General features: G+C 44.3%; 24 protein-coding genes. 9 read left to right on the forward strand and 15 right to left on the reverse strand.

Annotated elements, in window-relative coordinates; genetic code table 11:
- Positions 1-182 precede the first annotated feature (182 nt).
- The 4 genes from R8O11_RS00105 to R8O11_RS00120 all read left to right on the forward strand — a co-directional run bounded on the left by R8O11_RS00105 (position 183) and on the right by R8O11_RS00120 (position 4,836).
- Entirely contained in the window at positions 183-1,667 is a 1,485-nt protein-coding gene (locus R8O11_RS00105) for a carbon starvation protein A (protein WP_318193819.1), read from the forward strand.
- Positions 1,668-1,860: 193 nt separating this feature from the next.
- Positions 1,861-3,531 (forward strand): sensor histidine kinase, encoded by a 1,671-nt coding sequence (locus R8O11_RS00110; RefSeq protein WP_005381915.1) that lies wholly within the window; start codon positions 1,861-1,863, stop codon positions 3,529-3,531.
- 31 nt (positions 3,532-3,562) lie between these two features.
- Positions 3,563-4,291 (forward strand): two-component system response regulator BtsR, encoded by a 729-nt coding sequence (gene btsR, locus R8O11_RS00115; RefSeq protein WP_005381917.1) that lies wholly within the window; start codon positions 3,563-3,565, stop codon positions 4,289-4,291.
- Positions 4,292-4,365: 74 nt separating this feature from the next.
- Entirely contained in the window at positions 4,366-4,836 is a 471-nt protein-coding gene (locus tag R8O11_RS00120) for a low molecular weight phosphatase family protein (RefSeq protein WP_318193820.1), read from the forward strand.
- A gap of 46 nt (positions 4,837-4,882) precedes the next feature.
- Here the strand turns inward: R8O11_RS00120 and ispH are convergent, their stop codons facing one another.
- From ispH to murJ, 6 genes are all read right to left on the reverse strand, one after another.
- Positions 4,883-5,848 (reverse strand): 4-hydroxy-3-methylbut-2-enyl diphosphate reductase, encoded by a 966-nt coding sequence (gene ispH / locus R8O11_RS00125; RefSeq protein ID WP_017636164.1) that lies wholly within the window; start codon positions 5,846-5,848, stop codon positions 4,883-4,885.
- Between the two features lie 24 nt (positions 5,849-5,872).
- On the reverse strand, positions 5,873-6,304 hold the full coding sequence (fkpB, locus tag R8O11_RS00130; RefSeq protein WP_005381922.1) for an FKBP-type peptidyl-prolyl cis-trans isomerase: 432 nt from the start codon (positions 6,302-6,304) through the stop codon (positions 5,873-5,875).
- Positions 6,305-6,448: 144 nt separating this feature from the next.
- On the reverse strand, positions 6,449-6,955 hold the full coding sequence (gene lspA / locus R8O11_RS00135; protein ID WP_005385948.1) for a signal peptidase II: 507 nt from the start codon (positions 6,953-6,955) through the stop codon (positions 6,449-6,451).
- Positions 6,956-7,029: 74 nt separating this feature from the next.
- Positions 7,030-9,858, reverse strand: coding sequence for an isoleucine--tRNA ligase (gene ileS, locus R8O11_RS00140; RefSeq protein WP_238765052.1), 2,829 nt, complete (start codon positions 9,856-9,858; stop codon positions 7,030-7,032).
- A gap of 64 nt (positions 9,859-9,922) precedes the next feature.
- Positions 9,923-10,858 (reverse strand): bifunctional riboflavin kinase/FAD synthetase, encoded by a 936-nt coding sequence (ribF, locus tag R8O11_RS00145; RefSeq protein ID WP_318193821.1) that lies wholly within the window; start codon positions 10,856-10,858, stop codon positions 9,923-9,925.
- A 69-nt stretch (positions 10,859-10,927) separates the two neighbouring features.
- A complete protein-coding gene (murJ, locus tag R8O11_RS00150) occupies positions 10,928-12,490 on the reverse strand; it encodes a murein biosynthesis integral membrane protein MurJ (protein ID WP_318193822.1) in 1,563 nt (520 codons plus the stop codon).
- Positions 12,491-12,795: 305 nt separating this feature from the next.
- On the opposite strand from murJ, the gene rpsT reads away from it, so the two are divergent.
- Positions 12,796-13,056 carry a 30S ribosomal protein S20 gene (gene rpsT / locus R8O11_RS00155; RefSeq protein ID WP_005381938.1) on the forward strand — a complete coding sequence of 87 codons (261 nt, stop codon included), beginning with the start codon at positions 12,796-12,798 and terminating at the stop codon, positions 13,054-13,056.
- A 304-nt stretch (positions 13,057-13,360) separates the two neighbouring features.
- Here the strand turns inward: rpsT and R8O11_RS00160 are convergent, their stop codons facing one another.
- Together R8O11_RS00160 and nhaR are read right to left on the reverse strand one after the other, a co-directional pair.
- The gene (locus tag R8O11_RS00160) at positions 13,361-13,669 is read right to left on the reverse strand and encodes an ArsR/SmtB family transcription factor (RefSeq protein ID WP_005381940.1); all 309 of its coding nucleotides are present in this window, start codon (positions 13,667-13,669) and stop codon (positions 13,361-13,363) included.
- 288 nt (positions 13,670-13,957) lie between these two features.
- Positions 13,958-14,848: a transcriptional activator NhaR gene (nhaR, locus tag R8O11_RS00165; protein ID WP_017821499.1), complete on the reverse strand. Its 891-nt coding sequence runs from the start codon at positions 14,846-14,848 to the stop codon at positions 13,958-13,960.
- Positions 14,849-15,233: 385 nt separating this feature from the next.
- Between nhaR and R8O11_RS00170 the strand changes: the two genes are divergently transcribed.
- Positions 15,234-16,379, forward strand: a complete 1,146-nt coding sequence (locus tag R8O11_RS00170) for a Na/Pi symporter (RefSeq protein WP_025768431.1) — start codon at positions 15,234-15,236, stop codon at positions 16,377-16,379.
- A 147-nt stretch (positions 16,380-16,526) separates the two neighbouring features.
- The gene (locus tag R8O11_RS00175; protein WP_017636169.1) at positions 16,527-17,669 is read left to right on the forward strand and encodes a flavohemoglobin expression-modulating QEGLA motif protein; all 1,143 of its coding nucleotides are present in this window, start codon (positions 16,527-16,529) and stop codon (positions 17,667-17,669) included.
- Positions 17,670-17,739: 70 nt separating this feature from the next.
- Here R8O11_RS00175 and R8O11_RS00180 read toward each other — a convergent pair whose 3' ends face one another.
- The 5 genes from R8O11_RS00180 to rppH form a co-directional block, all read right to left on the reverse strand.
- A complete protein-coding gene (locus R8O11_RS00180) occupies positions 17,740-18,591 on the reverse strand; it encodes a thymidylate synthase (RefSeq protein WP_017636170.1) in 852 nt (283 codons plus the stop codon).
- Positions 18,592-18,600: 9 nt separating this feature from the next.
- Positions 18,601-19,422: a prolipoprotein diacylglyceryl transferase gene (lgt, locus tag R8O11_RS00185; RefSeq protein ID WP_213885727.1), complete on the reverse strand. Its 822-nt coding sequence runs from the start codon at positions 19,420-19,422 to the stop codon at positions 18,601-18,603.
- An 87-nt stretch (positions 19,423-19,509) separates the two neighbouring features.
- A complete protein-coding gene (locus R8O11_RS00190) occupies positions 19,510-20,301 on the reverse strand; it encodes a sulfite exporter TauE/SafE family protein (protein ID WP_005385965.1) in 792 nt (263 codons plus the stop codon).
- A 6-nt stretch (positions 20,302-20,307) separates the two neighbouring features.
- Positions 20,308-22,554, reverse strand: a complete 2,247-nt coding sequence (ptsP, locus tag R8O11_RS00195; protein WP_033906109.1) for a phosphoenolpyruvate--protein phosphotransferase — start codon at positions 22,552-22,554, stop codon at positions 20,308-20,310.
- A gap of 2 nt (positions 22,555-22,556) precedes the next feature.
- Positions 22,557-23,078, reverse strand: coding sequence for an RNA pyrophosphohydrolase (rppH, locus tag R8O11_RS00200; RefSeq protein ID WP_005381953.1), 522 nt, complete (start codon positions 23,076-23,078; stop codon positions 22,557-22,559).
- 619 nt (positions 23,079-23,697) lie between these two features.
- Between rppH and mutH the strand changes: the two genes are divergently transcribed.
- A complete protein-coding gene (gene mutH, locus R8O11_RS00205; RefSeq protein ID WP_017821501.1) occupies positions 23,698-24,378 on the forward strand; it encodes a DNA mismatch repair endonuclease MutH in 681 nt (226 codons plus the stop codon).
- A 15-nt stretch (positions 24,379-24,393) separates the two neighbouring features.
- Here the strand turns inward: mutH and R8O11_RS00210 are convergent, their stop codons facing one another.
- Positions 24,394-24,705 (reverse strand): DUF6482 family protein, encoded by a 312-nt coding sequence (locus R8O11_RS00210; RefSeq protein WP_005381772.1) that lies wholly within the window; start codon positions 24,703-24,705, stop codon positions 24,394-24,396.
- Between the two features lie 154 nt (positions 24,706-24,859).
- Between R8O11_RS00210 and R8O11_RS00215 the strand changes: the two genes are divergently transcribed.
- Positions 24,860-25,894: an NADP(H)-dependent aldo-keto reductase gene (locus R8O11_RS00215; RefSeq protein WP_005381774.1), complete on the forward strand. Its 1,035-nt coding sequence runs from the start codon at positions 24,860-24,862 to the stop codon at positions 25,892-25,894.
- 131 nt (positions 25,895-26,025) lie between these two features.
- On the opposite strand, the gene R8O11_RS00220 is transcribed toward R8O11_RS00215, so the two are convergent.
- Positions 26,026-26,277, reverse strand: a complete 252-nt coding sequence (locus tag R8O11_RS00220; RefSeq protein WP_005381776.1) for a hypothetical protein — start codon at positions 26,275-26,277, stop codon at positions 26,026-26,028.
- Positions 26,278-26,459 lie beyond the last annotated feature (182 nt).

Consider the following 26,459-nt stretch of genomic DNA (forward strand, 5'->3'; position numbering starts at 1 on the left):
GCCGCTCAAGACTGTCATCAACCTTTCGCCATTTTTAAAAACCGCTCAAGCAGCATATCGACCACTCAGTGCTCTATTCGACCACTCATCTACTAACCGAATGCATTTAACACAAGTGACGCATAACATGCATCCTGAAATTAAAAAATTACCCTACCCAACTAAGACCAAGGACAATTGCTATGATGTGGTTTCTAACCTGTGTCGCAGCCCTAATCGGCGGATACTTCATCTACGGCGCTTTCGTCGAGAAGATTTTCGGCATCAATGAAAAACGCCAAACGCCAGCTCACACCAAATCGGACGGTGTTGACTTCGTTCCAATGTCAACAAAGAAAGTTTACCTAGTTCAACTACTTAACATCGCAGGTGTGGGTCCAATTTTTGGCCCGATCATGGGGGCACTATACGGTCCTGCGGCGATGCTTTGGATTGTAGTCGGTTGTATTTTTGCTGGTGCAGTACACGATTACTTCTCAGGCATGCTTTCAGTGCGTAACGGCGGTGCATCTGTACCTACCATTACAGGTCGCTACCTAGGTAATGGCGCAAAACACTTTATGAATATTTTTGCCATTGTCCTATTGCTTCTAGTTGGCGTAGTGTTCGTTTCAGCCCCTGCTGGCATGATTACTAACCTCATCAATGATCAAACAAGCTTGAGTGTAAGCATGACGACGATGGTTATTGCTATCTTTGCTTACTACATCATTGCGACGATTGTTCCTGTCGATAAAATCATTGGTCGTTTCTACCCACTGTTTGGCGCCCTACTTATCTTTATGTCTGTTGGCCTAATGACAGCCGTTGCTTTCTCTAGCGAACACACTGTAATGGGTGACTTCCAAGTTTCGGACATGTTCTCTAACCTCAACCCAAGTGACATGCCGTTATGGCCTGCATTGTTCATCACTATCGCATGTGGCGCTATCTCTGGCTTCCACGCAACTCAGTCTCCACTGATGGCGCGTTGTATGGAAAATGAGAAAAACGGTCGCTTCGTATTCTACGGTGCAATGATTGGTGAAGGTGTTATCGCGCTAATTTGGTGTGCTATCGCTCTGTCTTTCTTCGGCTCTCTAGACGCTCTATCAGAAGCTGTGAAAAACGGTGGCCCTGGTAACGTGGTATACAGCGCATCATTTGGTCTGCTAGGTGTGTTCGGTGGTATCCTTGCGTTCCTGGGTGTGGTTATCCTACCAATTACGTCTGGCGATACAGCGTTCCGTTCAAGCCGCTTGATCCTTGCTGAATACTTCAACATGGAACAAAAAACGCTACGTAACCGTCTACTGATGGCACTTCCACTGTTTGTTATCGGCGGTATCTTAACTCAAGTAGACTTCGGCATTATCTGGCGCTACTTCGGTTTTGCAAACCAAACAACAGCGGTAATGATGCTTTGGACTGCGTCCGCTTACCTTCTGCGTCACAACAAGCTGCACTGGATTACCACTATCCCAGCTATCTTCATGACCACGGTATGTGTCACGTTCATCTTAAACAACAGCTCGCTAGGTTTTGGTCTGCCAATGCAACTATCAACTATCGTAGGTATTGTGTTTGCCCTAGCTGTGACAGGTTACGTTATCAAAACCTCTAAGGGTAAAGGTGAAACTGAACTGGCTGACGAAGAGAAACCACAAGCCGTATCAGAAACAGCGTAATACTCGTCACATCTGAGTGACTAAGATAGGAGCCTGCCAATTGCAGGCTCTTTTTGTTTTATACCCAAGTCACTTTAAGACTCAGAAAGCACAGCGCAGCATCATTTACTTAGCTGTTCTTATCTATCTGAGCCAAGCATCTTGAGGTTACTTAGGTATACAATAACAACATTGATTCTAGGTTAGGTTCACTATGGAACTGGTCATCTCCCTTTTACAACAGATGTGTGTGTACTTAGTTTTGGCTTACATGCTAAGTAAAACGCCAATCATCTTACCTTTGCTGAGTATTTCTTCGCGCTTAAGCCACCGCCTAATTTGTTACGTACTCTTCTCTGGCTTTTGTATTCTCGGCACCTATTTCGGTCTGCACATCAACGATGCTATTGCCAATACTCGTGCGATCGGCGCAGTTATGGGCGGGCTGTTTGGTGGACCTGTTGTAGGTTTCGCCGTCGGATTTACTGGTGGCATCCATCGATACTCTCTTGGTGGTTTTACCGACCTAGCCTGTGCAATTTCAACCACCGCCGAGGGCGTAATTGGTGGTTTGCTCCACGTTTACCTTATCAAGCGAAATAAAGGTGCATTGCTGTTTAATCCAAGCGTTGTATTCAGCGTCACGTTTGTTGCAGAAGTGGTGCAAATGATTTTGCTGCTCGCCGTCGCGAAACCTTTTGATCAAGCCTATGAACTGGTGTCCGCTATTGCAGCGCCTATGATCATCGCGAACTCATTTGGTGCGGCGTTGTTCATGAGTATCCTGCAAGACAGAAAAGCAATCTTTGAAAAGTTTTCTGCGACGTTTTCGCGTCGAGCGCTCACCATTGCTGATCGCTCAGTGGGAATTCTAAGCAACGGCTTCAACACCGAAAACGCAGAGAAAATCGCACGTATTATTTACGAAGAAACCAAAGTGGGCGCTGTCGCGATTACTGACCAAGAAAAAATCTTAGCGTTTGTGGGCATTGGCGATGATCACCATAAACCAAACACGCCGATTTCATCGCAAAGCACATTAGACTCCATGGAGAAAAACGACATCATTTATCTTGATGGCGCGGAGCGTCCATACCAATGCTCCATTGCAAAAGATTGCAAGCTCGGATCTGCGCTGATCATCCCACTGCGTGCAGGGAAAGAGGTCATTGGTACCATAAAGCTGTATGAACCAAAGCGTAAATTGTTCTCGACGGCCAACATGTCGATGGCGGAAGGAATAGCCCAGCTTCTATCTAGCCAAATCCTTTATGGCGATTACCAACAACAACAAGCCTTACTCGCCCAAGCAGAAATAAAATTGCTTCACGCTCAGGTGAATCCACACTTTTTGTTTAATGCTCTCAATACTATTAGTGCGATTACTCGTCGTGACCCTGACAAAGCGCGCGAGCTAATCCAAAATCTATCGCACTTCTTCCGCAGCAATTTAAAGCAGAACATTAATACCGTGACGCTAAAGGAAGAGCTTGCACATGTAAACTCGTACTTGAGCATCGAAAAAGCGCGTTTTACGGACCGCTTAGAGGTTGAAATCGATATTCAACCTGAATTGCTGGACATCAAATTACCAAGCTTTACACTCCAGCCTTTGGTTGAGAATGCCATTAAGCATGGCATTTCAAACATGCTTGAAGGTGGTAAAGTTCACATATACAGCGAAGCACACCCACAAGGTCACTTGATTACCGTCGAAGACAACGCAGGCAGTTTTGAACCGCCAAAAGAAAACCACTCAGGGCTAGGTTTAGAAATTGTCGACAAACGTCTCACTAATCAATTTGGACGTGATGCAGCGCTAAAAATTACGTGCGAGCCACATCAATTTACTAAAATGAGCTTTATCATTCCCCCAAAATCATAAAAGCACGCTGAAGCAATAAAGGTAATGTTGGATGTTAACCGCACTCGTCATTGATGATGAACAGTTTGCTCGTGAAGAGCTAGCAGAGTTACTGGATGAAACTGGCCAAGTTGAGGTCGTGGGCGATGCCTCAAACGCAATTCTTGGCCTAAAAAAAATCAATGAACTCAAGCCTGATGTGGTGTTTCTCGATATCCAAATGCCTCAAGTCACGGGGATTGAATTACTAGGGATGCTTGATCCAGAAACCATGCCTTATGTGGTTTTTGTCACGGCTTATGATCAGTATGCGATTCAAGCATTTGAAGACAATGCCTTTGATTACTTGCTCAAACCTGTCGACCCATGCCGGTTAACTAAAACGGTCAAACGACTCAACAAAGTCATTAGCCAATCCGCCCTAACGCAACAACTGTCTGCTATTACACCTGACACGTTGGATCAAATACCGTGCATCGGACACAACCGCATCGTTATCATGGCCACCGACACGGTGGAATGTGCTTACAGTGATATCAGCGGCGTGCATGTACGCTCCACCAGCCAAACCGCGAGCACCCAACTGACATTAAAAACGTTGGAAGAGAAAACCCCTCTAGTCCGCTGCCATCGTCAATACTTAGTCAGTATTAAAGCGATTAGCGAAATCAAGTTACTGGAAAATGGGTTAGCGGAAATCATTACCAAAACAGGCTTTGAGATACCAGTAAGCCGCCGCTACTTAAAGGTGCTCAAAGAGATGCTCGGCATTAGCCACTAACACAAAAACTTCACACATCATCGCTGAGTTTCCGCTATCGTATAAATAGGACGCTCTGAAAAGACGAGGCGACGATGTATAAAGTTTTATTCATATGTAAGCACAACGCTGGACGAAGCGTCCTCGCGGAGTCAATCGCAACCAATATCCTGTCAGCGGATTTTAGTGTCACCAGTGGAGGCTCACATCCCACAGGCAAGGTGCACCCATTGGTGCAAAAATACTTAGATGACCCCCAACTCCCCATTCCGCATATCCACACGCATTCATGGGAGGAGCGAACTCAGTTTCTTCCCGACATCGTTATTATTCTCTGCGATTCTTTACATCAAGAAACCGCTCCTCAGTGGCTTGCAGGTGGTGTTCGAGTAAACTGGCAAGTTGATGCTTTTCCGACCGATGGTTCTGATGAAGACATGTACGCACATTGCGAAAAGGTTGCTCAGTCGCTTGAGCGAAGAATCACGAAGATGTCTGATATGATTATCGATGGTTTAGGAAAAGACCAAATTCGTGATTACCTAAATGAGTTAAGAGAGATGTAAAAAAGGCGACCCACAGGTCGCCTTTTGAATATTCGATAAATGGAGACTAATCCACTTGCTTGATTTGCAGTTCTTTAGGTACTTCAAAGAACATATTCTCTTCACGGCCAAGTACTTCATCAACCGCTTCGGCACCAACGAGTTCTTTGATTCGCTCTAGAATCTGATTAACGAGCTCTTCCGGAGCAGATGCTCCCGCAGTCACGCCGACCTTTGTTTTGCCTTCAAACCACTCAGGTTTGATATCTTCCGGACAGTCGGTTAAGTAGCCAGGTGTCCCTAGCTTTTCAGCTAGCTCTTTAAGACGTGTAGAGTTTGATGAGTTTTTAGAACCCACCACAACCATCACATCTACATCACCAGCTAATTCACGTACGGCATCTTGGCGGTTTTGTGTCGCGTAACAGATATCGTCTTTACGTGGACCTTGGATATCTGGGAACACGCGGCGTAGCTCTTCGATAACATCGGCAGTTTCATCGACAGAAAGCGTCGTTTGGCTTACGTAATGAAGATCGGATGGATCTTTCACAATCGCCTTCAGTTTCTCAACATCGGCTGGAGTTTCAACCAAGTACATACCACCGGTTTCACTGGCGTATTGCCCCATCGTACCTTCGACTTCAGGGTGACCTGCGTGACCAATCAGAACCACTTCCATATTACGACGGCTCGCACGCGCCACTTCCATATGCACTTTGGTTACTAAAGGACACGTTGCGTCAAATACGGTCAAATCACGCAGCTTGGCTTCCTGACGAACTGCCTGCGATACACCATGAGCAGAAAAAATCACAATGTTGTTGTCTGGCACTTCGTGCAGTTCTTCAACGAAGATAGCACCACGCTGTTTTAGACCTTCAACCACAAAACGGTTATGCACCACTTCATGACGCACATAAATCGGTGGCTGATACATCTCTAGCGCACGCTCTACGATGCTAATCGCGCGGTCAACACCAGCACAGAAACCACGTGGGTTAGCTAACAGGATTTTCATTTCATTGCTCATGGAAGTTATCTTTTATTTGGTTCGCTATTCTACTGACAAAATTTCAACTTCGAAAGTCACGTCTTGTCCCGCTAGAGGATGGTTGAAGTCCACAGTGACTGAATCGCCTGCAATCTCAGTAATGATGCCCGGGATTTCCATGCCATCAGGGCCACTGAAGGCCATGATTGTACCAACTTCCACTTCTGCATCACCTACAAATTTAGTGCGATCCATATAGTGAATATGATCAGGGTTTGGCATACCAAACGCGTCTTCTGCCTTTAGCTCAATCGCTTTTTGTGCGCCTGTTTCGAGGCCTATCAAGCACTGCTCAAAGTTTTCACTCAAGCTGCCATCACCCATAACAAATTTCGCTGGTTTACCCATGTTATGAGTACTATCTGCAACCGATCCGTCTTTCATTTTAATCGTAAAGTGAAGGGTTACTACCGATTCATTGGTTATTGTTGTCACGTTAATGCTTCCTTGTTCTTGGGTTATTACGCTGTCAGCTTGGTCTTTTTATACATTGATATGCTGATTGGCGCTCCAACATAATAAAAAGCGTCGCTCGAATCAACGGACGACGCTTAGGGTTATTCGATATACCGCAAAAGATTACTTGTCAGCGTCTTTTTTACGGAAGCCATCCAGAATAATCATTGCCGCACCAATACAGATCGCCATGTCAGCAAGGTTGAATGCTGGCCAGTGGTAGTTACCCCAGAAGAAGTCTAGGTAATCAACAACAAAGCCATGAACGACGCGGTCAAACACGTTGCCCACTGCACCACCAATAATCAGTGCATAAGCAATGTTGTTCCATTTTTCTTTTGCTGGAAGCTTACTCATCCAGTAGGTCAAAAGACCCGTAACAACAAACGCGATACCTGTAAATAACCAGCGCTGCCAACCAGCTTGATCGCTCAAGAAGCTGAAAGCGGCACCGTAGTTATGAACGTAAAGTAGGTTGAAGAATGGCAACACCTCAATTCGGTTTGCCCATCCGTAGCCCATGTTGTCCATCACCACCAATTTGATGCCAATATCTGCAATAAATACCAGAATTGCTAACCACAGCCAGCGAACTCCAGATTGCTTTAACGTCAGTGCTTTTTCACTCATTACTTTACCTACAAACAGCCCCAGTAAATACTGGGGCTGTTAATTTTAAAAAAAAGTTCAGTCGTTCTAGGCAATTACGCGAATTTACGTACTTCACCTTCGCCGTCTACGTTAGACACACAACGACCACAGATTTTCTCGTGACCTTCAATTGTGCCTACGTCTGGCGTGTGGTGCCAACAACGATCACACTTCTCGCCTTCAGCTGCTGCTACTTCAACAAATAAGCCTTCGATATCTGTGGCTTGTGCTGCATCCGTCTTCTCACCTAGAGGCTTAACTTTCGCCGCAGAGGTTAGTAGAACAAAGCGCAGTTCATCTTCAAGTTTGTTGATCTTCGCCGCTAGTGCGTCATCAGCAAATAGAGTCACTTCAGCTTGTAGTGCACCACCAATGGTTTTCTCTTTACGCGCATCTTCTAGAAGTTTGTTTACCGCACCACGAACCGCTTGGATCTCAGACCAGAATTCGTTGTTCAGCTCTTCACCTTCAGCAAGACCGAATAGACCGTCGAACCACTCACCAGTGAATACGAACTTGTCGCGTTGACCTGGCATTTCGTTCCAGATTTCATCTGCAGTGAACGACATGATTGGCGCCATCCAACGAACTAGCGCTTCTACGATGTAGTAAAGTGCAGTCTGACAGCTACGTTGAGCGTTGCCGCCACGTTTCGCTGTGTACTGACGGTCTTTAATTACGTCTAAGTAGAAAGAGCCCATTTCGATTGAACAGAATTGCATTAGACGCTGAGTTACACCGTGTGTGTTGTACTCTTCGTATGCTTTAACAATCTCTTCTTGTGCTGCTAGTGCACGACCAACCGCCCAGCGATCTAGCGCAACCATCTCTTCAACAGGAACGATGTCTGTTTCAGGGTTGAAGCCGCTCAAGTTAGCTAGGAAGAAACGCGCTGTGTTACGGATACGACGGTACGCATCTGCGCTGCGTTTTAGGATTTCATCAGAAACCGCAACTTCACCAGTGTAGTCTGTAGAAGCAACCCATAGACGAAGAATGTCAGCACCTAGCTTGTTGGTTACGTCTTTTGGCGCAACCACGTTACCGATAGATTTAGACATCTTACGACCCTGACCATCAACCACGAAACCGTGTGTCAGTACTTGTTTATAAGGTGCTTCGTCTTTCATCGCAATAGATGAAATTAAAGAAGATTGGAACCAACCGCGGTGTTGGTCAGAACCTTCTAGGTATAGGTCTGCACTGTTGCCGTTGTACTCTTCACGAGCATCAACAACAGAGAAGTGAGTGACACCTGAATCGAACCATACGTCTAGCGTATCTAGCACTTTTTCGTATTGGTCAGCGTCAGCACCTAGTAGTTCAGCGGCATCTACATCCCACCATGCTTGGATGCCTTTCTCTTCAACCAGCTTAGCGACTTTCTCGATCAGCTCTAGCGTGTTTGGATGAAGTTCTGCTGTTTCTTTATGAACAAACAGAGCAATTGGCACACCCCAAGTACGTTGACGAGAGATACACCACTCAGGGCGACCTTCGATCATACCTTCGATGCGGCTTTGACCCCACTCAGGCATCCACTCTACATTCTTGATTGACTCTAATGCTTTAGCACGTAGGCCAGCTTGGTCCATAGAAACGAACCATTGAGGTGTAGCACGGAAGATGATTGGGGTCTTATGACGCCAACAGTGTGGGTAGCTGTGCTCGTAAGCGTGGTGGTGTAGTAGTGCACCTTTTTCTTTTAGTACTTCTACTACTGCATCGTTCGCTTTAAATACGTGCTGACCAGCAAATAGCTCTGTATCTGGTAGGTAAACACCGTTTGAGCCAACTGGGTTTGCTACTTCTAGGTTGTACTTGTTACCAACCGCGAAGTCTTCTTGACCGTGACCAGGAGCAGTGTGAACAACACCAGTACCTGAATCAGTCGTAACGTGATCACCAAGGATCGCCGGTACAGTGAAATCGTAGAATGGGTGTTGGAATTGAGAAAGCTCTAGGTCCGCACCTTTAGCAAAGCCAAGGTTGTGGAAGTGCTCGATACCCGCACGGTCCATTACGTCTTTCGCTAGCTCAGCAGCAACGATGATACGCTCAGCGTTGTTGCCTTCTGTTTGGATAAGCACGTACTCTAGATCATCACGTAGACATACTGCGCGGTTTGCAGGCAGTGTCCAAGGTGTTGTTGTCCAGATAACGATAGATACGTCACCGTGACCTTCATGACCTTCTGTCAGTTCAAATTTAGATAGCAGTGCCGCTTCGTCAGCCGCTTTAAAACGAACGTCGATAGATGGCGATACTTTATCTTTGTATTCTACTTCCGCTTCAGCAAGAGCAGAACCACAGTCTGTACACCAGTGAACAGGTTTGAAACCTTTTAGCAGGTGACCATTGCTTGCGATCTTACCAAGAGCACGAATAATGTTCGCTTCAGTTGCGAAATCCATAGTGCGGTATGGCTTGTCCCACTCACCCATGATACCAAGGCGTTTGAAGCTCTCTTTCTGACCTTCAACCTGACCAGCTGCGTATTCACGACATTTCTCGCGGAATTCCGCTGCTGTCACTTTTTGGCCTGGCTTACCTACTTTCTTCTCTACCATTAATTCGATTGGTAGACCGTGGCAGTCCCAGCCTGGGATGTAAGGTGCGTCAAAACCTGAAAGTGTTTTGGATTTAATAATAATGTCTTTAAGAATCTTGTTTAGTGCGTGACCAATATGAATGTCACCATTTGCGTAAGGAGGGCCATCGTGTAATACGAATGACTTTTTGCCTTTCTTAGCTTTACGGATTTCACCGTAAAGATCTTCTTTGTACCAACGCTTAAGCATTTCTGGCTCACGATTGGCCAGGTTGCCGCGCATTGGAAACCCTGTTTCAGGTAAGTTCAGGGTATCTTTATACTCACTCATCGATTCTTAATTCCGTTATATTGGGCGAAAAATAGACATTATGTTGAACGGTGGAATAAACCGCTCAACGCTTAAGCTGACGCAGCCACACCCTTGCTGCTTCAGCATCCAATTCGATTTGTTGTTTAAGTGCTTCAAACGACTCAAACTTTTGCTCATCTCGAAGTTTATGCAAAAGTTCCACTTCTAGTAGCTTGCCATATAAATTGGCATGAAAGTCGAATAAGTGCACTTCTAACTGTTGGCGAACACCATTGACGGTTGGTCTTTGACCAATATTAGCAACACCACCAACTGGCTTATTTCCTAAGCCAAGCGCTTGAACAACATAGACTCCGGAAACCGGAGAAACACAGCGTTTCAAAGGAATATTTGCAGTAGGGAACCCAATGGTTCGACCTAGCTTTCTTCCATGAGAAACACGACCGCTGATGCTGTAGTTTCTTCCCAGCATCTCTTGCGCGGAATGCAAATCGTCACGCGCCAGCGCTTGACGGATAGCCGTACTGCTGACACGTAATTGTTGTAAACAAAAGCTCTGGGTACTTACGACATCAAAGCCGTATTTTTCCCCTGCTTCCTGCAGCATTGCAAAGTTACCTGTACGGCCTTTGCCAAAGCAGAAATCATCACCAACGACAAGAAACTTAACACCCAAACGCTCGACCAACAAGTCACGGATAAACTCTTCCGCGGTTAAACTTGCAAAATGGCGATTGAAATTGACACACAGTAAGCGGTCAATATCGAGCTTACTCAATTGCACGAACTTATCGCGTAATCGCGTCAACCTTGCAGGTGCCTTGTCTTTGGCAAACAGCTCCATCGGCTGAGGTTCAAAGGTCATCACAACAGAAGGCAAGGATAGCCTGTCCGCTTGCTCAGACACTTGCTGCAATACTTGTTGATGGCCTTTATGGACACCATCGAAATTGCCAATAGTCAGCACACAACCATGATGTCGCGGGTTGATATTGTGAATGCCTCTAATCAGTTCCATTGGATACTGCTTTCTGCCTCTGTTTTACTTTACACTGTGTGAAACTGACGGATTATATACTAATCACCCTCAGTCTGTCCCAGCTTTTAGGTCTTTTAAACGCGCACCAGTTAAAAATAGAACCACTAGGTAAACCACGGCTCCTAAACCGATCAACATCCCTAGCACCGCGCTTCGGTGAGCAAAGCTCCAGCCCAGCCATACTGACATATCTTCCAGTTGCCATAAGATTGCCGCCACCATCGCCGCGCCAGCAATAGCTAAACGTATAATAAAGAAGACGGTTCGCTTAGTGATTTGGTATACCTCTGCGATGTGCAGGCCACGATACAGCAGTGCCATATTCACAAATGCCGATAGTGCCGTCGCGATAGCCAAGCCAACGTAGCCATAGAAGTACGCAAAAATTGCATTAAATACCATGTTGGTCACCATCGCAATGATGCCGTATTTCACTGGCGTTTTAGTGTCTTGACGCGAGTAATAACCCGGAGCGAGCACTTTAATCAGCATAAAGTTCAACAAGCCTGAAGCGTAAGCAAAGAGTGACAATGATGCTTGATGTACGTCTTGTGGCGAAAACTCACCTCGCATGAATAACACCATCAACATAGGTTTTGCCAGTACCATCAAACCAAGCATTGCAGGAAGGCCAAGTAAGATCACCATGCGCACCCCCCAGTCCATGGTTTGTGCGAATCCTTCATTTTGTGCGTCAACATGTTTGCGTGATAATGCTGGTAAAATCACCGTTGCAATAGCAATACCAAACAGACCTAACGGGAATTCCAACAAGCGATCTGAATAGTACAACCAACTGATCGAACCGGTTTGCAGAAAGCTGGCAATAAAAGTATCAAACAACAAGTTGATTTGGCTTACCGACACACCGAACAAAGCAGGAATCATTAAGGTTCGGATCTTCACCACGCCCGGATCGCGCCAGCCCCATTTCGGCTTAACCATAACCCCCGCTTTAATAAGGAAAGGGATTTGAAATAAGAACTGAACCACACCACCAAGGAAAACACCGATGGCAAGACCAATCTCTGGCTGTGACATCTGCGGCGAGATAAACCATGCTGCCAAAATGATCATTACGTTGAGGAAGACGGGAGTAAACGAAGAAACCGCAAACTTACCTAGTGTATTGAGAATGGCTCCCGATAGGGCAACAAAAGTGATGAACCATAAATAAGGAAAGGTAATCTTGAGCATCACGCTAGCAAGTTCGAACTTCTCAGCCGCGGGACCACCATGCATCCAGTCTAGGAACCAACCAAAACCAAACAGTGCAGTCACCACACCGGAACCTAGAACACCTAAGATGGTAACAATTGAGACTATCACCCCCAATGTGCCCGCTGCACGAGCAATGAGCTCCCGAGTTTTATCCATGTCGCCTTGAGCATGGCTTTCCGTTAAAACAGGTACAAACGCTTGGGAAAAAGCACCTTCAGCAAACAAACGTCGTAAAAAATTAGGAATTTTATTGGCGAAGAAAAAAACGTCTGCGCTTGCTCCTGCCCCCATTAAATTTGCCACTACAACATCACGAACTAGGCCAAGAACGCGGGAAATAAATGTCATAGCACTGACGATCATGCCAGACTTGAGTAGTCGTTTACTCACTGTAACCTCGGAATATCACCATAAGACAGCTAACCCTATACTGTTTCTCTGACAGGTGCTGCAAATAGACGTCAAAAATCTATCCGCGGGTTGTAAGGAATAAGTGTGCCTTTCGCGGATAATTATTAGCATTGGTATAAAAATGCTGTTAGAATCCCCGCCATCTTAACCGCGATAACCTCTCTTACCAAAATTTGTTTTGGCTTAGATCGGTTTTTGCACAAATCATTTGACATTTAAGCGCAAATGAGGGATATTCCTCGCCCTTAAATTGTCACAGAACTAAGTTTTTGGGAGTTAGACCCTTGGCAAATAGTAAATCTGCTAAGAAGCGCGCTATCCAAGCTGAGAAACGTCGTCAGCACAATGCTAGCCGTCGCTCAATGATGCGTACTTACATGAAGAAAACTGTTGCTGCTATCGAAGCAGGCGACAAAGAAGCTGCAACTGCTGCATTCGCTGTAGTTACACCTATCCTAGACCGCATGGCAACTAAAGGCCTTATTCACAAGAATAAAGCAGCTCGCCATAAGTCTCGTTTCGCTGCACAAATCAAAGCTCTTTAATAGAGTTCTGATTTTACAGTGAAGAAAAAACCGACCTTGTGTCGGTTTTTTTATATCTACAAAATTTTCTTAATAAAAAAAGCTGGCAATGCCAGCTTTTCTTTTTCTGAATGTCCCATTTAAAGACATCAGCTTATTCATTACCCATATAACGCTCAAACTAGAAAGCACTAATAAAACACTTGAGAACATAGCAAATTGGTCGATGAGTAGTACCCTATCATCAAAAGTTTAACGCCACTCTCAAATATTCCAACAAGTTAGATTCACACTCTAAAATGAGCAGTATATTAGGACTATTTAATTAATGTTGAGCACTCTCAGCACAATAAAGACTATGCAGTGTTTTTATTAACGCTTTCACTTCATCACTCTTTAATGTGTAGTATACCGTTTGTGCTTCTTTCCTTGTCGTGACTAACTCATCACGGCGAAGCCAAGCAAGATGCTGAGATAATGCCGACTGGCTTAGCTCTAACTTTGCACACAGCTCTCCCACGGACAGCTCTTGGTTATGCAGCATACAAAGGATTTGTAGGCGTCTCTCGTTTGCCATCGCTTTGAGCAACACGACGGCTTTTGCGGAGTTCTGCTCCATTTCTTGTAGATTCATGTGTTGGACCTCTAGCTACAACTTACTTATTCCAACCCTGGCCAGCTTGTTGTGTTGCACTGATTTATATATCTAAGAAAATCAAGATACACTTCCAGAGTCTTCATTATTAGAATCTCTAATTTAGTTGTTAGTGATACACCAATATTATCCACCAAGGATTTTAATTGGTGCGCCATCAATAATTAATAGTTTTGCTCACTAAAACAAGTATCTTGCTTACTTAGATATTATTTAGAATTATATTTTTATTGATAGTAATCTATTTATTTACGCAACGATACGGGTTTACTCAAACATTTGACTGAAATCAGCATCACAAACATTTTTTACCGCGGGGTGTTGGATCATTCGTTCCGCAAAAATCACGTAGTACTCTTCTTTTAGCCCATCGACATGGCCAATTAGCTGTAAATTTCGGTCGTCTTCAATCTCCGACATGTATACGGTCGGTGCCAAGAAAATCACATCATCGTGGTACCGAGCAAAAGCTTTCATCAACGCAACATCATCAAACTCCCCTAGCACATTGGGTTGAAGGCCTTGACGATCAAACCATTGAATAACTTTACGCCCCATAGCCGTTCGGCTCGCGGGAATCAGAAGTTTTTTTTGTTCCAAGATCTCAGGGAATCGCACATTTTCAATTTCAGAAGAAGCAAAAAAGCTCATGCTACTTTCACCTAACTTTTTGCTATAAAGGCCAGGACTTTGAGTAGAATCAACGGGACAATCCGAAAGGATCATATCTAGCTTGTGCTGAGAAAGGCGTTCAAGTAGCAGTTCGTGGGTCGATTCATAACAGCGTAAATGAATACTGTTATCTTCCGGGACGGTCGTCATCAGTATTTTACTGACCAAGCGTTTAGATAATGCATCGGCTACACCAACTTCAAATAGAATGTTCGAGTGCTGGCTGTAATTGACGATATCTAACATCTCATAACTCAAACCGAACATCCGGTCGGCGTACTTAAACACAAGCTGACCTAACTCAGTGGGCTCAACTGTACGACCATTGCGCTTGGTTAACTTTCCTTTCATGCGCTCTTCAAGCGCTTTAATCTGTCCTGTCACGGTTTGCGGTGTCAGGAAGAGCGCGTCAGCCGCCTTAGTTACAGAGCCCTGTTTGCACACCATCCAGAAATAATAGAGATGGTTGTAGTTTAGATGTGACATGATCGAGTCCCGAAAAGAAAGTGATACTTTTTATACCAAATGTGACAGAGACAAACAATAAACTCGACAAAACCATACAATACCTTACAAAAGCATAAGTTTTACCGAAAGTATAAAGTCAACACTGTCATAAAAGTTGAACTGAGGCGCATTTTCTCTACAAAAAAACGCAAAAACCAAACAAAACGAAATCAAAATTTAACCATTAAAATCAACAAGTTAAAAATTAACTTTCTTCCTCTTTTACGCCATTATCAAAAAGAACAATAAAAATCTCTCACAGCAAGAAATCTGTAATATTACTGAAATATTTGTTCTCTAACATCGCCCGCAGATTCAACTACAGACCGAAAAATGAACTGAAAGGTCAACGGAGAAAATTATGATGAACCAAGCTACTTCAACAGTGGCACCAATTTCGAGCACAGCTCGTTGGTTACGCTGGGCTAACTTGGCATTCATGTTATATCTGCTTCTTCTAGCAGTATCTATGGTTGGTAGTGGCTTTAAATGGGCAACTGGCGATCAAGCTAAGGTGCTATTTGAATTTGCCGCACACCCAGTTGCAGGTCTAATGATCGGCTTGGTGGCAACAGCCTTAATTCAGTCTTCAAGTACTGTAACGTCTATTATTGTAGGCTTGGTTGCAGGTGGCTTACCTGTAGAAACCGCTATCCCTATGGTGATGGGTGCTAACATTGGTACCACAGTGACCAATACGCTTGTGTCTCTTGGCCACGTGCGCTGTAAAGAAGAGTTCAAACGTGCATTTGCAAGTGCAACCATTCATGACTTCTTCAACTTGCTTGCTGTCGCTATTTTCCTTCCGTTGGAAATGATGTTCGGCATTTTAGAGAAAGTTTCTCACTGGCTTGTTTCTCCACTGCTTGCTACTGGTGATATGAGCATTAAAGGCTTCAACTTTATTAAACCAATTACAAAGCCAGTCGTAGGCGCAATTAAAGAGCCACTTTCTACCTTCGGTGATACTGTTGGCGGCGTCATGCTTATTGCTTTGGGTATTGCGACTATCTTCGTTGCAATCACAGTGATGGGTAAATTGATGAAGAGCCTAATGGTTGGTCGCGCACGTGAAATTTTGAAAAACGCCATCGGTCGTGGTCCTATTCACGGCATCGTATCAGGCTCAATCGTGACCGTTCTAGTACAATCTTCCTCAACCACGACAAGTTTAATGGTTCCGTTGGTTGGTACTGGCGTGTTGAAAGTACGAGATATCTACCCTTTCACTCTGGGTGCTAACATTGGTACTTGTATTACGGCACTACTAGCAGCGACAGCGGTATCTGGAGAGTTCGCAGTATTCGCACTACAAATCGCTCTAGTCCACTTAGTATTTAACATCATGGCGACGCTGTTTATCTTTGGAATTCCATTCCTACGTGAGATTCCGGTTAAAGGCGCTGAGATGATTTCTGAAATGGCTATTAAGAATAAAGCAGTTGTTGGTGGTTACCTAATGTCAGTATTCGTTATTCTACCAGGTGCAATTCTAGCCCTAACAACGTAACAACAACGACATACCATCGCTTATTGTTTAGGCTCCACATCGTGGAGCCTTTTTTATGATAATTAAACTGTTCAAATCGATTGTCCGGTGATAATTTGAGCCACATCAGCATGCTTATGCTGAGCTATCTCATTTGGAGTCGACAACATGACGCAGCTTAATGACGCTATTTCTGATCAGCTACTCGCAATAGACGAAAACCTAACCCAACTGGTTGCTGATATTGATATCCTCAGTAGCGTGAATCCTCTTAATTATGCTCAAGAAAGAGAACGTTTCATTAAAAACAAATATTCTCAAGAGCCTAATTTTCAATATTCAATTACTAACGTAGATACCCACAGCGCAAAGCGACGTCTATATGAGCTACCTCTAGAAAACATTCAAGACACCCAACTGCAGAGGCTGTACGCGGATGTAATTCAGTCTTATGCAGATAAACTGGATCAAGTGAATACCATAGGTACGCAAGAGTTTCTTTATAACTCCTTACGCTATTATGGGGAACCGAGCGCCAAAGATATTGCCAACGCCCATTTCATATTGCACCTTCCTACAGAAGAAGAAAAAGAACCTCAGCACGATAGCCGTGCAATAGCACGTTTCATGCAAAATTTTGCTCAACGCAATGGGTATGAATGTGAAATACAGGTGTTGGACGGGATGTTAGCAAACGCACTAGTTTCAGGATCTAGAGTCAAAATTAACCACGCGGCGTACATCACCACTGATGAGCTGGAGGCTCTTGCACATCATGAAATGGGAGTACATCTCCTAACTACGCTTAACGGTCGTCAACAACCGCTAAAAGTCCTGAGCTTAGGTTGTCCTGCCAATACCAACACTCAAGAAGGGCTGGCTATATTATGTGAGTATCTGTCAGGACATTTCAGTATCAAGCGCCTAAGAACCTTAGCCTTACGAGTTCTGGCAGTAGAGTCGATGATCAAGGATCGCGATTTCCGCCATACGTTCATGCTATTAAAAGAACAGTATAAAGCTTCTGATCTTCAAGCATTTACAACGACTGCCCGAGTGTATCGAGGTGGAGGTTTAACGAAGGATTACTTGTATCTTAGAGGATTCCGAGAGGTGCTCAATGCCTATGATAAATTGGGCGATGACTTTTCACTATTGTTGTGCGGGAAAACGGAGCTGAAGTACTTTGAGCTTATCCGTTCATTAGTGAGTAAAGAAATATTCACTCAACCTAAGTTTATTAGCCCGGCACTGTCCAAACCGATGCAGACCAACCCAATTCACCGTTATATTGTCAGTGCACTAAAATAATACCTTCTAAGTACAAAAAAGAAAAAAGCTCCATTCGGAGCTTTTTCTATATCTTGAAGAACGATACTCGTTACACTGAGAATGGGTAACGAATAGGATCGTGATGCTCGTACCCTTCAACCCAAAAGTCATCCAGTGTGACCCATGTTTCCAAATCTTCTAGAGATTTAATCTCTGGGTTGATATGGAACGTCGGCGCTTTTAATGGCTCACGTTTCAACTGAACATCGCGCATCAGTTCAAGCTGGTCTTCATAAATGTGAGCATTCACAATCTTATGAAATGCCTGACCAGGTTTCTTGCCCGTAATTTGCGCAATAATCGCCAAGAACACGTAAACTTGAACCATATTGAAGTTTAAGCCAAGCGGTACATCACACGAACGCTGAGTACTATTCAGGTAAAGCGTATCATCCAGCAATGAAAAATGGTGACTGTACATACAAGGACGCAAGCACCCCATGTGGAACTCACCCGGGTTGTAGAAGTTCAAGATTTCACCGCGGTCATCAACGCCACGCGTTAAGTCATCCACTATCTTACGTAGCTGGTCAACATGACCACCATCAGGTTTCGCCCAGGCGCGCCCTTGAACCCCATAGACACGGCCCATGTCGTCTTCGCCTTTACGGTATGGGTTATTCAACCAGGCATCATTTAGGTTGGCATTGGCATCCCAGGTTTTCGTGCCCAGCTTACGAAAATCTTCCGCATTATCGTAACCACGAATGTACCCTAGTAGCTCTGCAACGGCTGCTTTCCAAAAACTTTTACGTGTGGTGACCAACGGAAATTGATTGTTCGCAACATCGTAGGTTAAATCCGCGTTGATTACGGTCAGGCAGCGCTTGCCTGTACGCTCATTTTCAACCCAAACACCTTGGTCAACGATGCGTTGACACAAATCTAAATACTGTTTCACACCAATACCTTACTTCGTCTTTTGTGGTAATTCGTCTTTGTAATGACCACGTTTGTATGCCCAAACCATCATGAGGACACCGATAACCACCATTGGCAGGGATAAAATCTGTCCCATGGAAATAAAGCCACCGAATAAACCCAAATGAGCGTCTGGTTCGCGCACGTACTCAACTAAGAAGCGGAATGTACCATATCCAGCTAAAAATAGCCCTGAAACAGAACCTAGAGGACGAGGTTTCTTGATGAACCAATTCAAGATGAAGAAAAGTACGATACCTTCAAGCGCCATTTCATAAAGCTGCGATGGATGACGTGGCAGTGGACCGCCATTTGGGAAAACGATCGCCCAAGGCACATCCGTTACTCGGCCCCACAACTCGCTGTTCATGAAGTTACCTAAACGCCCCATACCCAAACCAAATGGCACAAGCGGCGCGATAAAGTCAGCAACACCGAAGAAAGTTCGCCCGTTTTTGTGTGCATACCAGAACATCGCAGTAATCACCCCCAGTAAGCCCCCGTGGAAAGACATACCACCGGTCCACACTTTAAATAGATACAAAGGGTCAGCCATGAAGAGCTCAAAATTGTAGAAAAGCACGTAGCCTACACGGCCACCAATCACCACGCCAAGGAAGCCTGCGAACAACAAATCAGAAACCTGCTCTCGTGTCCAACCACTTCCAGGCTTATCTGCACGTCGGTTCGCTAACCATAGAGCAAACATAAAGCCCACAAGGTACATCAAACCGTACCAACGAACCGAAACAGGACCAATAGAGATTAAAACCGGATCAATATTGGGAAATTCAATATATCCCTGAGACATAAATCATTCTCTTCTTATCACAACAAAATAAATATACCCAAGTAACCTCTAGATGCTTGGTTCAGCGAGAATGACTTGGGTACAAACTTAGAGCAGCATGGTCGCTGCAACAAACATTAAGAACACCGCGAATATCTTTTTTAATACCGCAGTTGGAAGGTTAGTTGCGAGCTTCGCACCCACTTTTGTTGTGAGCATCGAGGCCATAGCAATCGCTAATAAAGCGGGAAGATAAACATAGCCAATACTGTATGAAGGTAAGCCTTCCACTTTATAGCCATGTAAGATGAAGCCGATCATACCAGAAATAGCAATCACGCAACCACAAACGGAGGATGAGCCCACCGCTTTACGCATCTCTATCCCATGTTTATTTAAAAATGGTACCGACAGTGAGCCACCACCAATACCAGCAAGGCTTGATACGACACCAATTCCCGTGCCGTAAACTACAGTCACAGGGCTGCTCGGCATAGGTTTACTGCTCGTAACTTTAATGGAACGAAACATTTGTACTGACAGGCAAAGAACAATGACACCAAACACTTTCGGCAAATAGTGTGTAGGGATCCACTCAGCAATATTGGCACCAACAAAGCCACCAATGACCACACCAGGCATCAACCATTTTACGACAAACATATCGACATTGCCGAGCTTAAGGTGATTCATCGCCGATGAGCCAGACGTGACAATAATACTCGCTAACGAAGTGGCTAAGGCCATGTGCATACTCATTTCTGGAGAGATCCCAGCAAGAGGAAGCAAATACAACAAGGCAGGAACAACAATCAAACCACCACCGATACCGAGTAACCCCGCCATCACACCCACAAAAGCGCCTAGCGCCAACAATAACAAAAATAAAGAGACGGTCACGATTTCCTACTTTTTACCTGCACGGATAAAGCCCGCAAAGCCCTGTTGAATGAAGAAGTCATGCATCATTTGATGAATGTCCTCCCCATAGGACTTTGTCATTGCTTGCTCCGCTAATTTTTCTAATTCTTCTTGTTGGCTATGACGAATCAAATATTTCACCTTAGCCACATTGGAGGTGTTCATACTCAAACTGGTATACCCTAACCCAAGTAAGAGAAGAGCGCCAAATGGATCACCCGCTAGCTCACCACAAATACACACGGGCACCTGATATTTATCACACACCTCATGGATTTGCTTAAGCGCTAACAGTACCGCAGGATGCATAGATTCATAGACATCCGCTACGCGCGAATTGTTCCTATCTACCGCTAATAAATACTGAGTTAAATCGTTTGTCCCGACAGAAACAAAATCAACACGGTGAGCAATCGTTGGCAACAGATACACCATCGATGGTACTTCAATCATGACCCCAATTTGTGGGAATTGAATTCTATCATCAAGCAAAACGGCTTCGCTGTGAGCTTGATTAATCAAGCTAATGGCATCGTCTAGCTCTTTTACCCCTGACACCATTGGCAATAAGATACTTAAGTTTCCGCTTTCTGCACTCGCTCTTAACATTGCACGCAGCTGGATCAAGAAAATGTCTGGATGATCCAATGTAAAACGAATGCCACGCCAGCCTAGAAACGGATTATCTTCTTCGATGGGCAAATACGGCAAAGGTTTGTCACCACCAATATCCAAAGTACGCATCACTACTCGTTGATTCGGATAGCTGTTAAGTATTGCTTGGTATTGATGATACTGCTCATCTTCCGAAGGAAAGTGATGCTGAAGTAAAAATGCAATCTCAGTTCGGTACAACCCAACACCATCAACACCTGTGTTGATGGCAATATTACTGTCTGCACTGAGTCCCGCATTCAGCATAATTTCGATATGGTGATTATCTTGCGTAACCGCAGGGAGTGCGAGGTCCTTGTTTACCATGGCAAACAATTCAGACTCTTCGCTTACTAAGCTGCGATACTCTCGCAACAACTGGCGGTTTGGCTCTAAGAAGATCTCACCCGTATAGCCGTCGACTATCCCGAGTTTGCCATTAACCACATCCGGATTAATGTTGGCGCCCATGACTGCAGGGACCCCAAGAGCTCGAGATAAAATGGCAGCGTGAGAGTTAGCGCCTCCCTCTAATGATACGACAGCTAACAAAAACTCTTTAGGTACAGAAGCGAGCAAGGTGGCAGTGAGTTCATTCGCCACCAAAATAATGGGACGATCAATTGCAGAATTTTCTTGCTCGCTGTTGTGTAGAAAATAGAGCAGCCTTTGCCCTAACTCTCGGATATCTTGCGCTCTTTCACGCATGTATACATCCGACATTCTGGCAAATCGATTCGAGTATGACTCTACAACTTGGCGTAACGCCCAGTCTGCCCTATCTCCTTTTTCAATCTGCTTCTTCAAATCACCGCGAAGCATCGGATCATTCAGTAAGTGAGTAAACAGATCGAAGATCGCAAGCGCATCTTTGTTGATTTCACTGTCCAGCTTTTTCCGCATACGGCGAAAGTCATTTAACGCTCGCTCTATGGCCACCAGTAATGTCTCGTGCTCGCGTTCCTTATCTAACGTGGACGAAGGGAAAACATCCGATAAACTCGGCTGGGTATTGTCGAACCAAAACTCTCCAATCGCGACACCAGTAGACGCAGGCAAACCTTTTAATACCGTGGGTTTAGATGCTAACTGCCAATGCCCAAGACTCTGCGCATGTGCAATGAGCACCGCTAACTGAGCGGATAAAGTAACAAGAAACGATTCTTCCATTTCACTAAACAAGCGCGGTGTTTTTTGTTGGATCACCAACACACCTAAAACTTGTTTACGATGAATGATTGGAGTAGCTAAAAAAGAGTGGTAAATCTGTTCGCCGAGTTGAGGAAAGAATTTGAACTCGGGGTGTTTTGAGGCTTCGGCAAGGTTAAGGGGTTCAGCGCTTCGTTTTACCAACCCAACCAAGCCTTCATTGAAGTTGATATGAATACTATCACCTTCAAAAATAAGGCCTTGAGTTGCCATTAACTCAAGGCGCTGCATTTCTTCATTAGCAAGATAGATAGTACAGCACTCAGTACTAAGGGCAGCACAAGTCTCTTTCACCAATATATCGAGTGCCAGATGCACATCATCGACCCTGGAGACTTTCTCAACTATTTCCCTTAGCTGACTGAGCATGATTATCCTCTACGTTGCTTTTTTCTTTTCCCTTTCGCTTTTCTCTCTCGAAAAGGCATGGCTAAGGATGCAAATTCTTTCATCGCTCGTCGATAAACATCTCGCTTGAAAGAAACAACTTGCCTAACTGGATACCAGTAACTTACCCAGCGCCAACCATCAAATTCAGGGGATTTTCCGCGTTGCATATTAATGCGAGACTCATCGCATTCTAATCTCAGCAGAAACCATTTCTGTTTTTGGCCGATACAAACAGGCTTGGAGTCCCAACGCACCAATCGCTTTGGTAGCTTATATCTTAACCAATGACGACTTGTTGCAATGATCTTAACGTCTTTTTTCGTTAAACCGACTTCTTCGTATAACTCCCTGAACATGGCTTGTTCAGGGGTTTCACCTTCGTCAATCCCACCTTGTGGAAATTGCCATGAGTGTTGCCCGTATCGTTTAGCCCAGAAGACCTGACCATGGTTATTACATATCACAATACCAACATTAAGTCGGTAACCATCGCCATCTATCACTGGCTAACCTCTATGAATAAATTTTTTATTACCGTGATTTTTCCACATATCCCCATTACTAGCAAACTTACTGATGTGATATGAGCAAGATTTATTACCTTTTCAGCATTTTTGGATATCTTTTAATCAAACCATACCTTATCAACACAAGAGTGAGACATTGCCCACATTTATTCACCTTTTCTGTGAATAACTTTGTGAAGAATTCAATTCAAATGAGTAATTCAGTTCAATCCCATCAAATGAAAAACAAATGAATAAACAAAAAAACAAACATAAAACATTGATAAGAAAGTATTTATTTTTAAAAACAACGATAATTCGATCTTCAATTTCTTGATGATCTTTTCACCAAACTCAGATCGGTCAAAGATCCACCAACAGGCTATTTATCCACACTTACCTGCTATTCGTTTAGATGATTACAACAAAATCAACCCCAAAAATGCATTTTAACCCCTGTTTATTCATACAGACCTCGTCAGGATCTTATCTATATCTCCTCCACCTGTGGATAAGTTATGAATTGATCGTTCTTACACCGCCTCGGTGAAATCTTAAACAGTAGATTTGGTCGGAGTTTGATAAACTATATTTTTTGTAATACCACCTTGTAACTATGAAACCAGAACCACAAACAGAAGCAGAGCTATTGGAACGAGCGCATGATATGGCAGGACTCAGTTTTGCTGAGTTGGCCGCCGAGGCGAATATGATTGTTCCTGAAAACTTAAAACGTGATAAAGGTTGGGTGGGTCAATTACTCGAATGGCACTTGGGCGCTCCAGCTGGCAGTAAACCTCAACAAGATTTCGCAAAACTAGGGATCGAGTTGAAAAGTATTCCGATCAGTTACTCTGGCAAACCTTTAGAAACAACCTTTGTTTCTGTGGCCCCCCTCACTGGTGTTCATGGTCTTACATGGGAAACAAGTCATGTTCGAAACAAGCTATCTCGTGTGCTTTGGGTACCCGTAGAAGGAGAACGAGAAATCCCACTCGCTGAAAGACGTGTGGGCAGTCCACTCATTTGGTCACCAGATGAAGAAGAAGAACGGATTTTGCGAAATGACTGGGAAGAGTTAATGGAGATGATCGTCTTGGGAAGATTTGATCAAATTTCCGCCAGACACGGAGAAGCGCTGCATCTTCGCCCTAAAGCCGCAAATGCAAAAGCGCTCACCGAAGCATATAACTCAAATGGTAAGCCGATGAAAACTCTGCCCCGAGGCTTTTACCTTAGAACACAGTTTACTGAACAGATCTTACTCAAGCACTACATTAACACTCAACCAGAATAAAACTATATCAGCTATTTAGTGCGTCACGAGCGATAACTCAATATCGCAGTATGAGGCTGCCTCTTCAGTGCCACATTCGTCATACGCATTGCGCAGCCTTAAATACGCTTTATCGACCCCTAACCTCAATAGTTCTTCTTTTACTAAGTCTAGAGAGCCAAAATGTATCGGGTCTTCACCGTCTTTAATCGGCTCAAGTTGATGCTTGTACTCCACAGCTAAAAGATAGTCAGAGACATCAGAACACCCAATCACAAATACTTTGGGAGTTTTATAAGTATCTTTATGTGGACCATGTAGCCACATGTCCAATTGATGCTTCTGCATAACATACCTCCTTCACACGATCATTTAAGTGTAGTTAGGCTAACTGTAGCTTTCGAGTTTGCTCTTCCTTTATACGTAAATCATTTGCGATTGCGGCTACAAATCCCCTATATTGGAGTCACTTATTTAGTCGGTAACTCTTCAAGGACGTGATATGCAATACACAAAACTACCGCACTCATCACTTGAGATCAGTAAAATCTGCCTCGGCACTATGACGTTTGGCGAGCAAAACACAGAAAAGGACGCCTTTGAACAGCTCGACTTTGCCCTCGATCATGGGGTGAACTTCATCGATACCGCAGAGATGTACCCTGTACCGCCAAACTCGGAAACACAAGGGCTCACCGAGCAATACATCGGTAATTGGTTAGCAAAAAGCGGCAAAAGAGAGAAAGTAGTACTGGCAACAAAAGTGGCAGGCCCTCGCAATGTTCCTCACATTAGAGACAACATGAGCCTTAATCGTCGCCACATCCATACAGCAATTGATGACAGCCTTAATCGTCTACAAACCGATTATGTCGATTTGTACCAACTACATTGGCCGCAGCGTCAAACCAACTGCTTTGGTCAACTCAACTACCCATACCCTGACAAACAAGAAGAAGTCACGTTAATTGAAACGTTGGAAGCGCTTACTGAATTAGTGAATGCAGGTAAAGTGCGCTATATCGGCGTATCCAACGAGACGCCGTGGGGTGTGATGTCGCTATTGCGTTTGGCAGAAAAACACGATTTGCCAAGAATTGTCTCCATTCAAAACCCATATAACTTATTGAACCGCAGCTTCGAAGTTGGCTTGTCTGAAATCAGCCATTACGAAGGCGTTCAGTTACTTGCCTACTCTCCTTTGGCATTTGGCTGCCTGAGTGGTAAATACCTAAACGGGGCAAAACCTGAAGGCGCTCGATGCACTAAGTGGGAGCGTTTTGCGCGCTACTTCACTCCGCAAGGTGTTAAAGCGACCGAAGCTTACGTCAATTTAGCTCAAGAGCATGGTCTAAACCCTGCACAAATGGCGCTCGCGTTTGTCAATCAGCGTCCATTTGTTGCTTCTAACATTATCGGTGCAACAAACCTAGACCAATTAAAAGCCAATATCGACAGTATTGATTTGCAACTTAGCGACGAACTACTTACTGAAATTCAAGCAATAGGTACAACTTACTCGAATCCTTGCCCTTAACGGTACCCCCCTCAAACGAAAACAGCTGACCTTCAAGATCAGCTGTTTATCCAATGAAGTCATACTTCATATAAAAAGTTAAGCGTGTTGAATGACTCGTTAGCAACTCAGTCAGTCCAACACGCTAACGATTACGTCATTATTCGCGACGTTAAAACTCGACGAAGATGACGAACTCGACGTTCAACTTTTACTGCATCCGGAACATTGGCACGTGTAGAACGACCATCGCGATCTAAACCAATATCCCTCAATAGATGAACATTCGTCCATGGAATATCATGAGCAGTTCGGCGTATGGTACGCTGCCATTGCTTTTCTTCGCGTTTAAGGTCTGCTTTCAATAGCAAAGTGGCCAATTGTAAGTAAATAGAGTGACGCATAATATTTTCTCCGATTATCGATGTATTCGACTGGGAAAAATAGTGCGTAAAATGAACAGAAATATTCTGTTGATACTAAGCCGCTACTTTCCCGCAGCCTAGTAATAAATATGATAGGTTACGGATTAATTTTTATCTTGTGAGCCAGTGGTATTGGTATCATCCGATTTAAGGGTTATCGG

Source organism: Vibrio sp. 1288 (assembly GCF_033344475.1).

Coding starts and splice junctions, on each gene's coding strand:
- mutH (WP_017821501.1), top strand. CDS start 23,698: ATGAAACCAGAACCACAAACAGAAGCAGAGCTATTGGAACGAGCGCAT.
- ribF (WP_318193821.1), bottom strand. CDS start 10,858: ATGGAACTGATTAGAGGCATTCACAATATCAACCCGCGACATCATGGT.
- R8O11_RS00170 (WP_025768431.1), top strand. CDS start 15,234: ATGAACCAAGCTACTTCAACAGTGGCACCAATTTCGAGCACAGCTCGT.
- R8O11_RS00160 (WP_005381940.1), bottom strand. CDS start 13,669: ATGAATCTACAAGAAATGGAGCAGAACTCCGCAAAAGCCGTCGTGTTG.
- R8O11_RS00220 (WP_005381776.1), bottom strand. CDS start 26,277: ATGCGTCACTCTATTTACTTACAATTGGCCACTTTGCTATTGAAAGCA.
- R8O11_RS00105 (WP_318193819.1), top strand. CDS start 183: ATGATGTGGTTTCTAACCTGTGTCGCAGCCCTAATCGGCGGATACTTC.
- ileS (WP_238765052.1), bottom strand. CDS start 9,858: ATGAGTGAGTATAAAGATACCCTGAACTTACCTGAAACAGGGTTTCCA.
- ispH (WP_017636164.1), bottom strand. CDS start 5,848: ATGAGCAATGAAATGAAAATCCTGTTAGCTAACCCACGTGGTTTCTGT.
- R8O11_RS00210 (WP_005381772.1), bottom strand. CDS start 24,705: ATGCAGAAGCATCAATTGGACATGTGGCTACATGGTCCACATAAAGAT.
- btsR (WP_005381917.1), top strand. CDS start 3,563: ATGTTAACCGCACTCGTCATTGATGATGAACAGTTTGCTCGTGAAGAG.
- R8O11_RS00120 (WP_318193820.1), top strand. CDS start 4,366: ATGTATAAAGTTTTATTCATATGTAAGCACAACGCTGGACGAAGCGTC.
- R8O11_RS00175 (WP_017636169.1), top strand. CDS start 16,527: ATGACGCAGCTTAATGACGCTATTTCTGATCAGCTACTCGCAATAGAC.
- nhaR (WP_017821499.1), bottom strand. CDS start 14,848: ATGTCACATCTAAACTACAACCATCTCTATTATTTCTGGATGGTGTGC.
- lspA (WP_005385948.1), bottom strand. CDS start 6,955: ATGAGTGAAAAAGCACTGACGTTAAAGCAATCTGGAGTTCGCTGGCTG.
- ptsP (WP_033906109.1), bottom strand. CDS start 22,554: ATGCTCAGTCAGCTAAGGGAAATAGTTGAGAAAGTCTCCAGGGTCGAT.
- lgt (WP_213885727.1), bottom strand. CDS start 19,422: ATGTCTCAGGGATATATTGAATTTCCCAATATTGATCCGGTTTTAATC.
- R8O11_RS00215 (WP_005381774.1), top strand. CDS start 24,860: ATGCAATACACAAAACTACCGCACTCATCACTTGAGATCAGTAAAATC.
- R8O11_RS00110 (WP_005381915.1), top strand. CDS start 1,861: ATGGAACTGGTCATCTCCCTTTTACAACAGATGTGTGTGTACTTAGTT.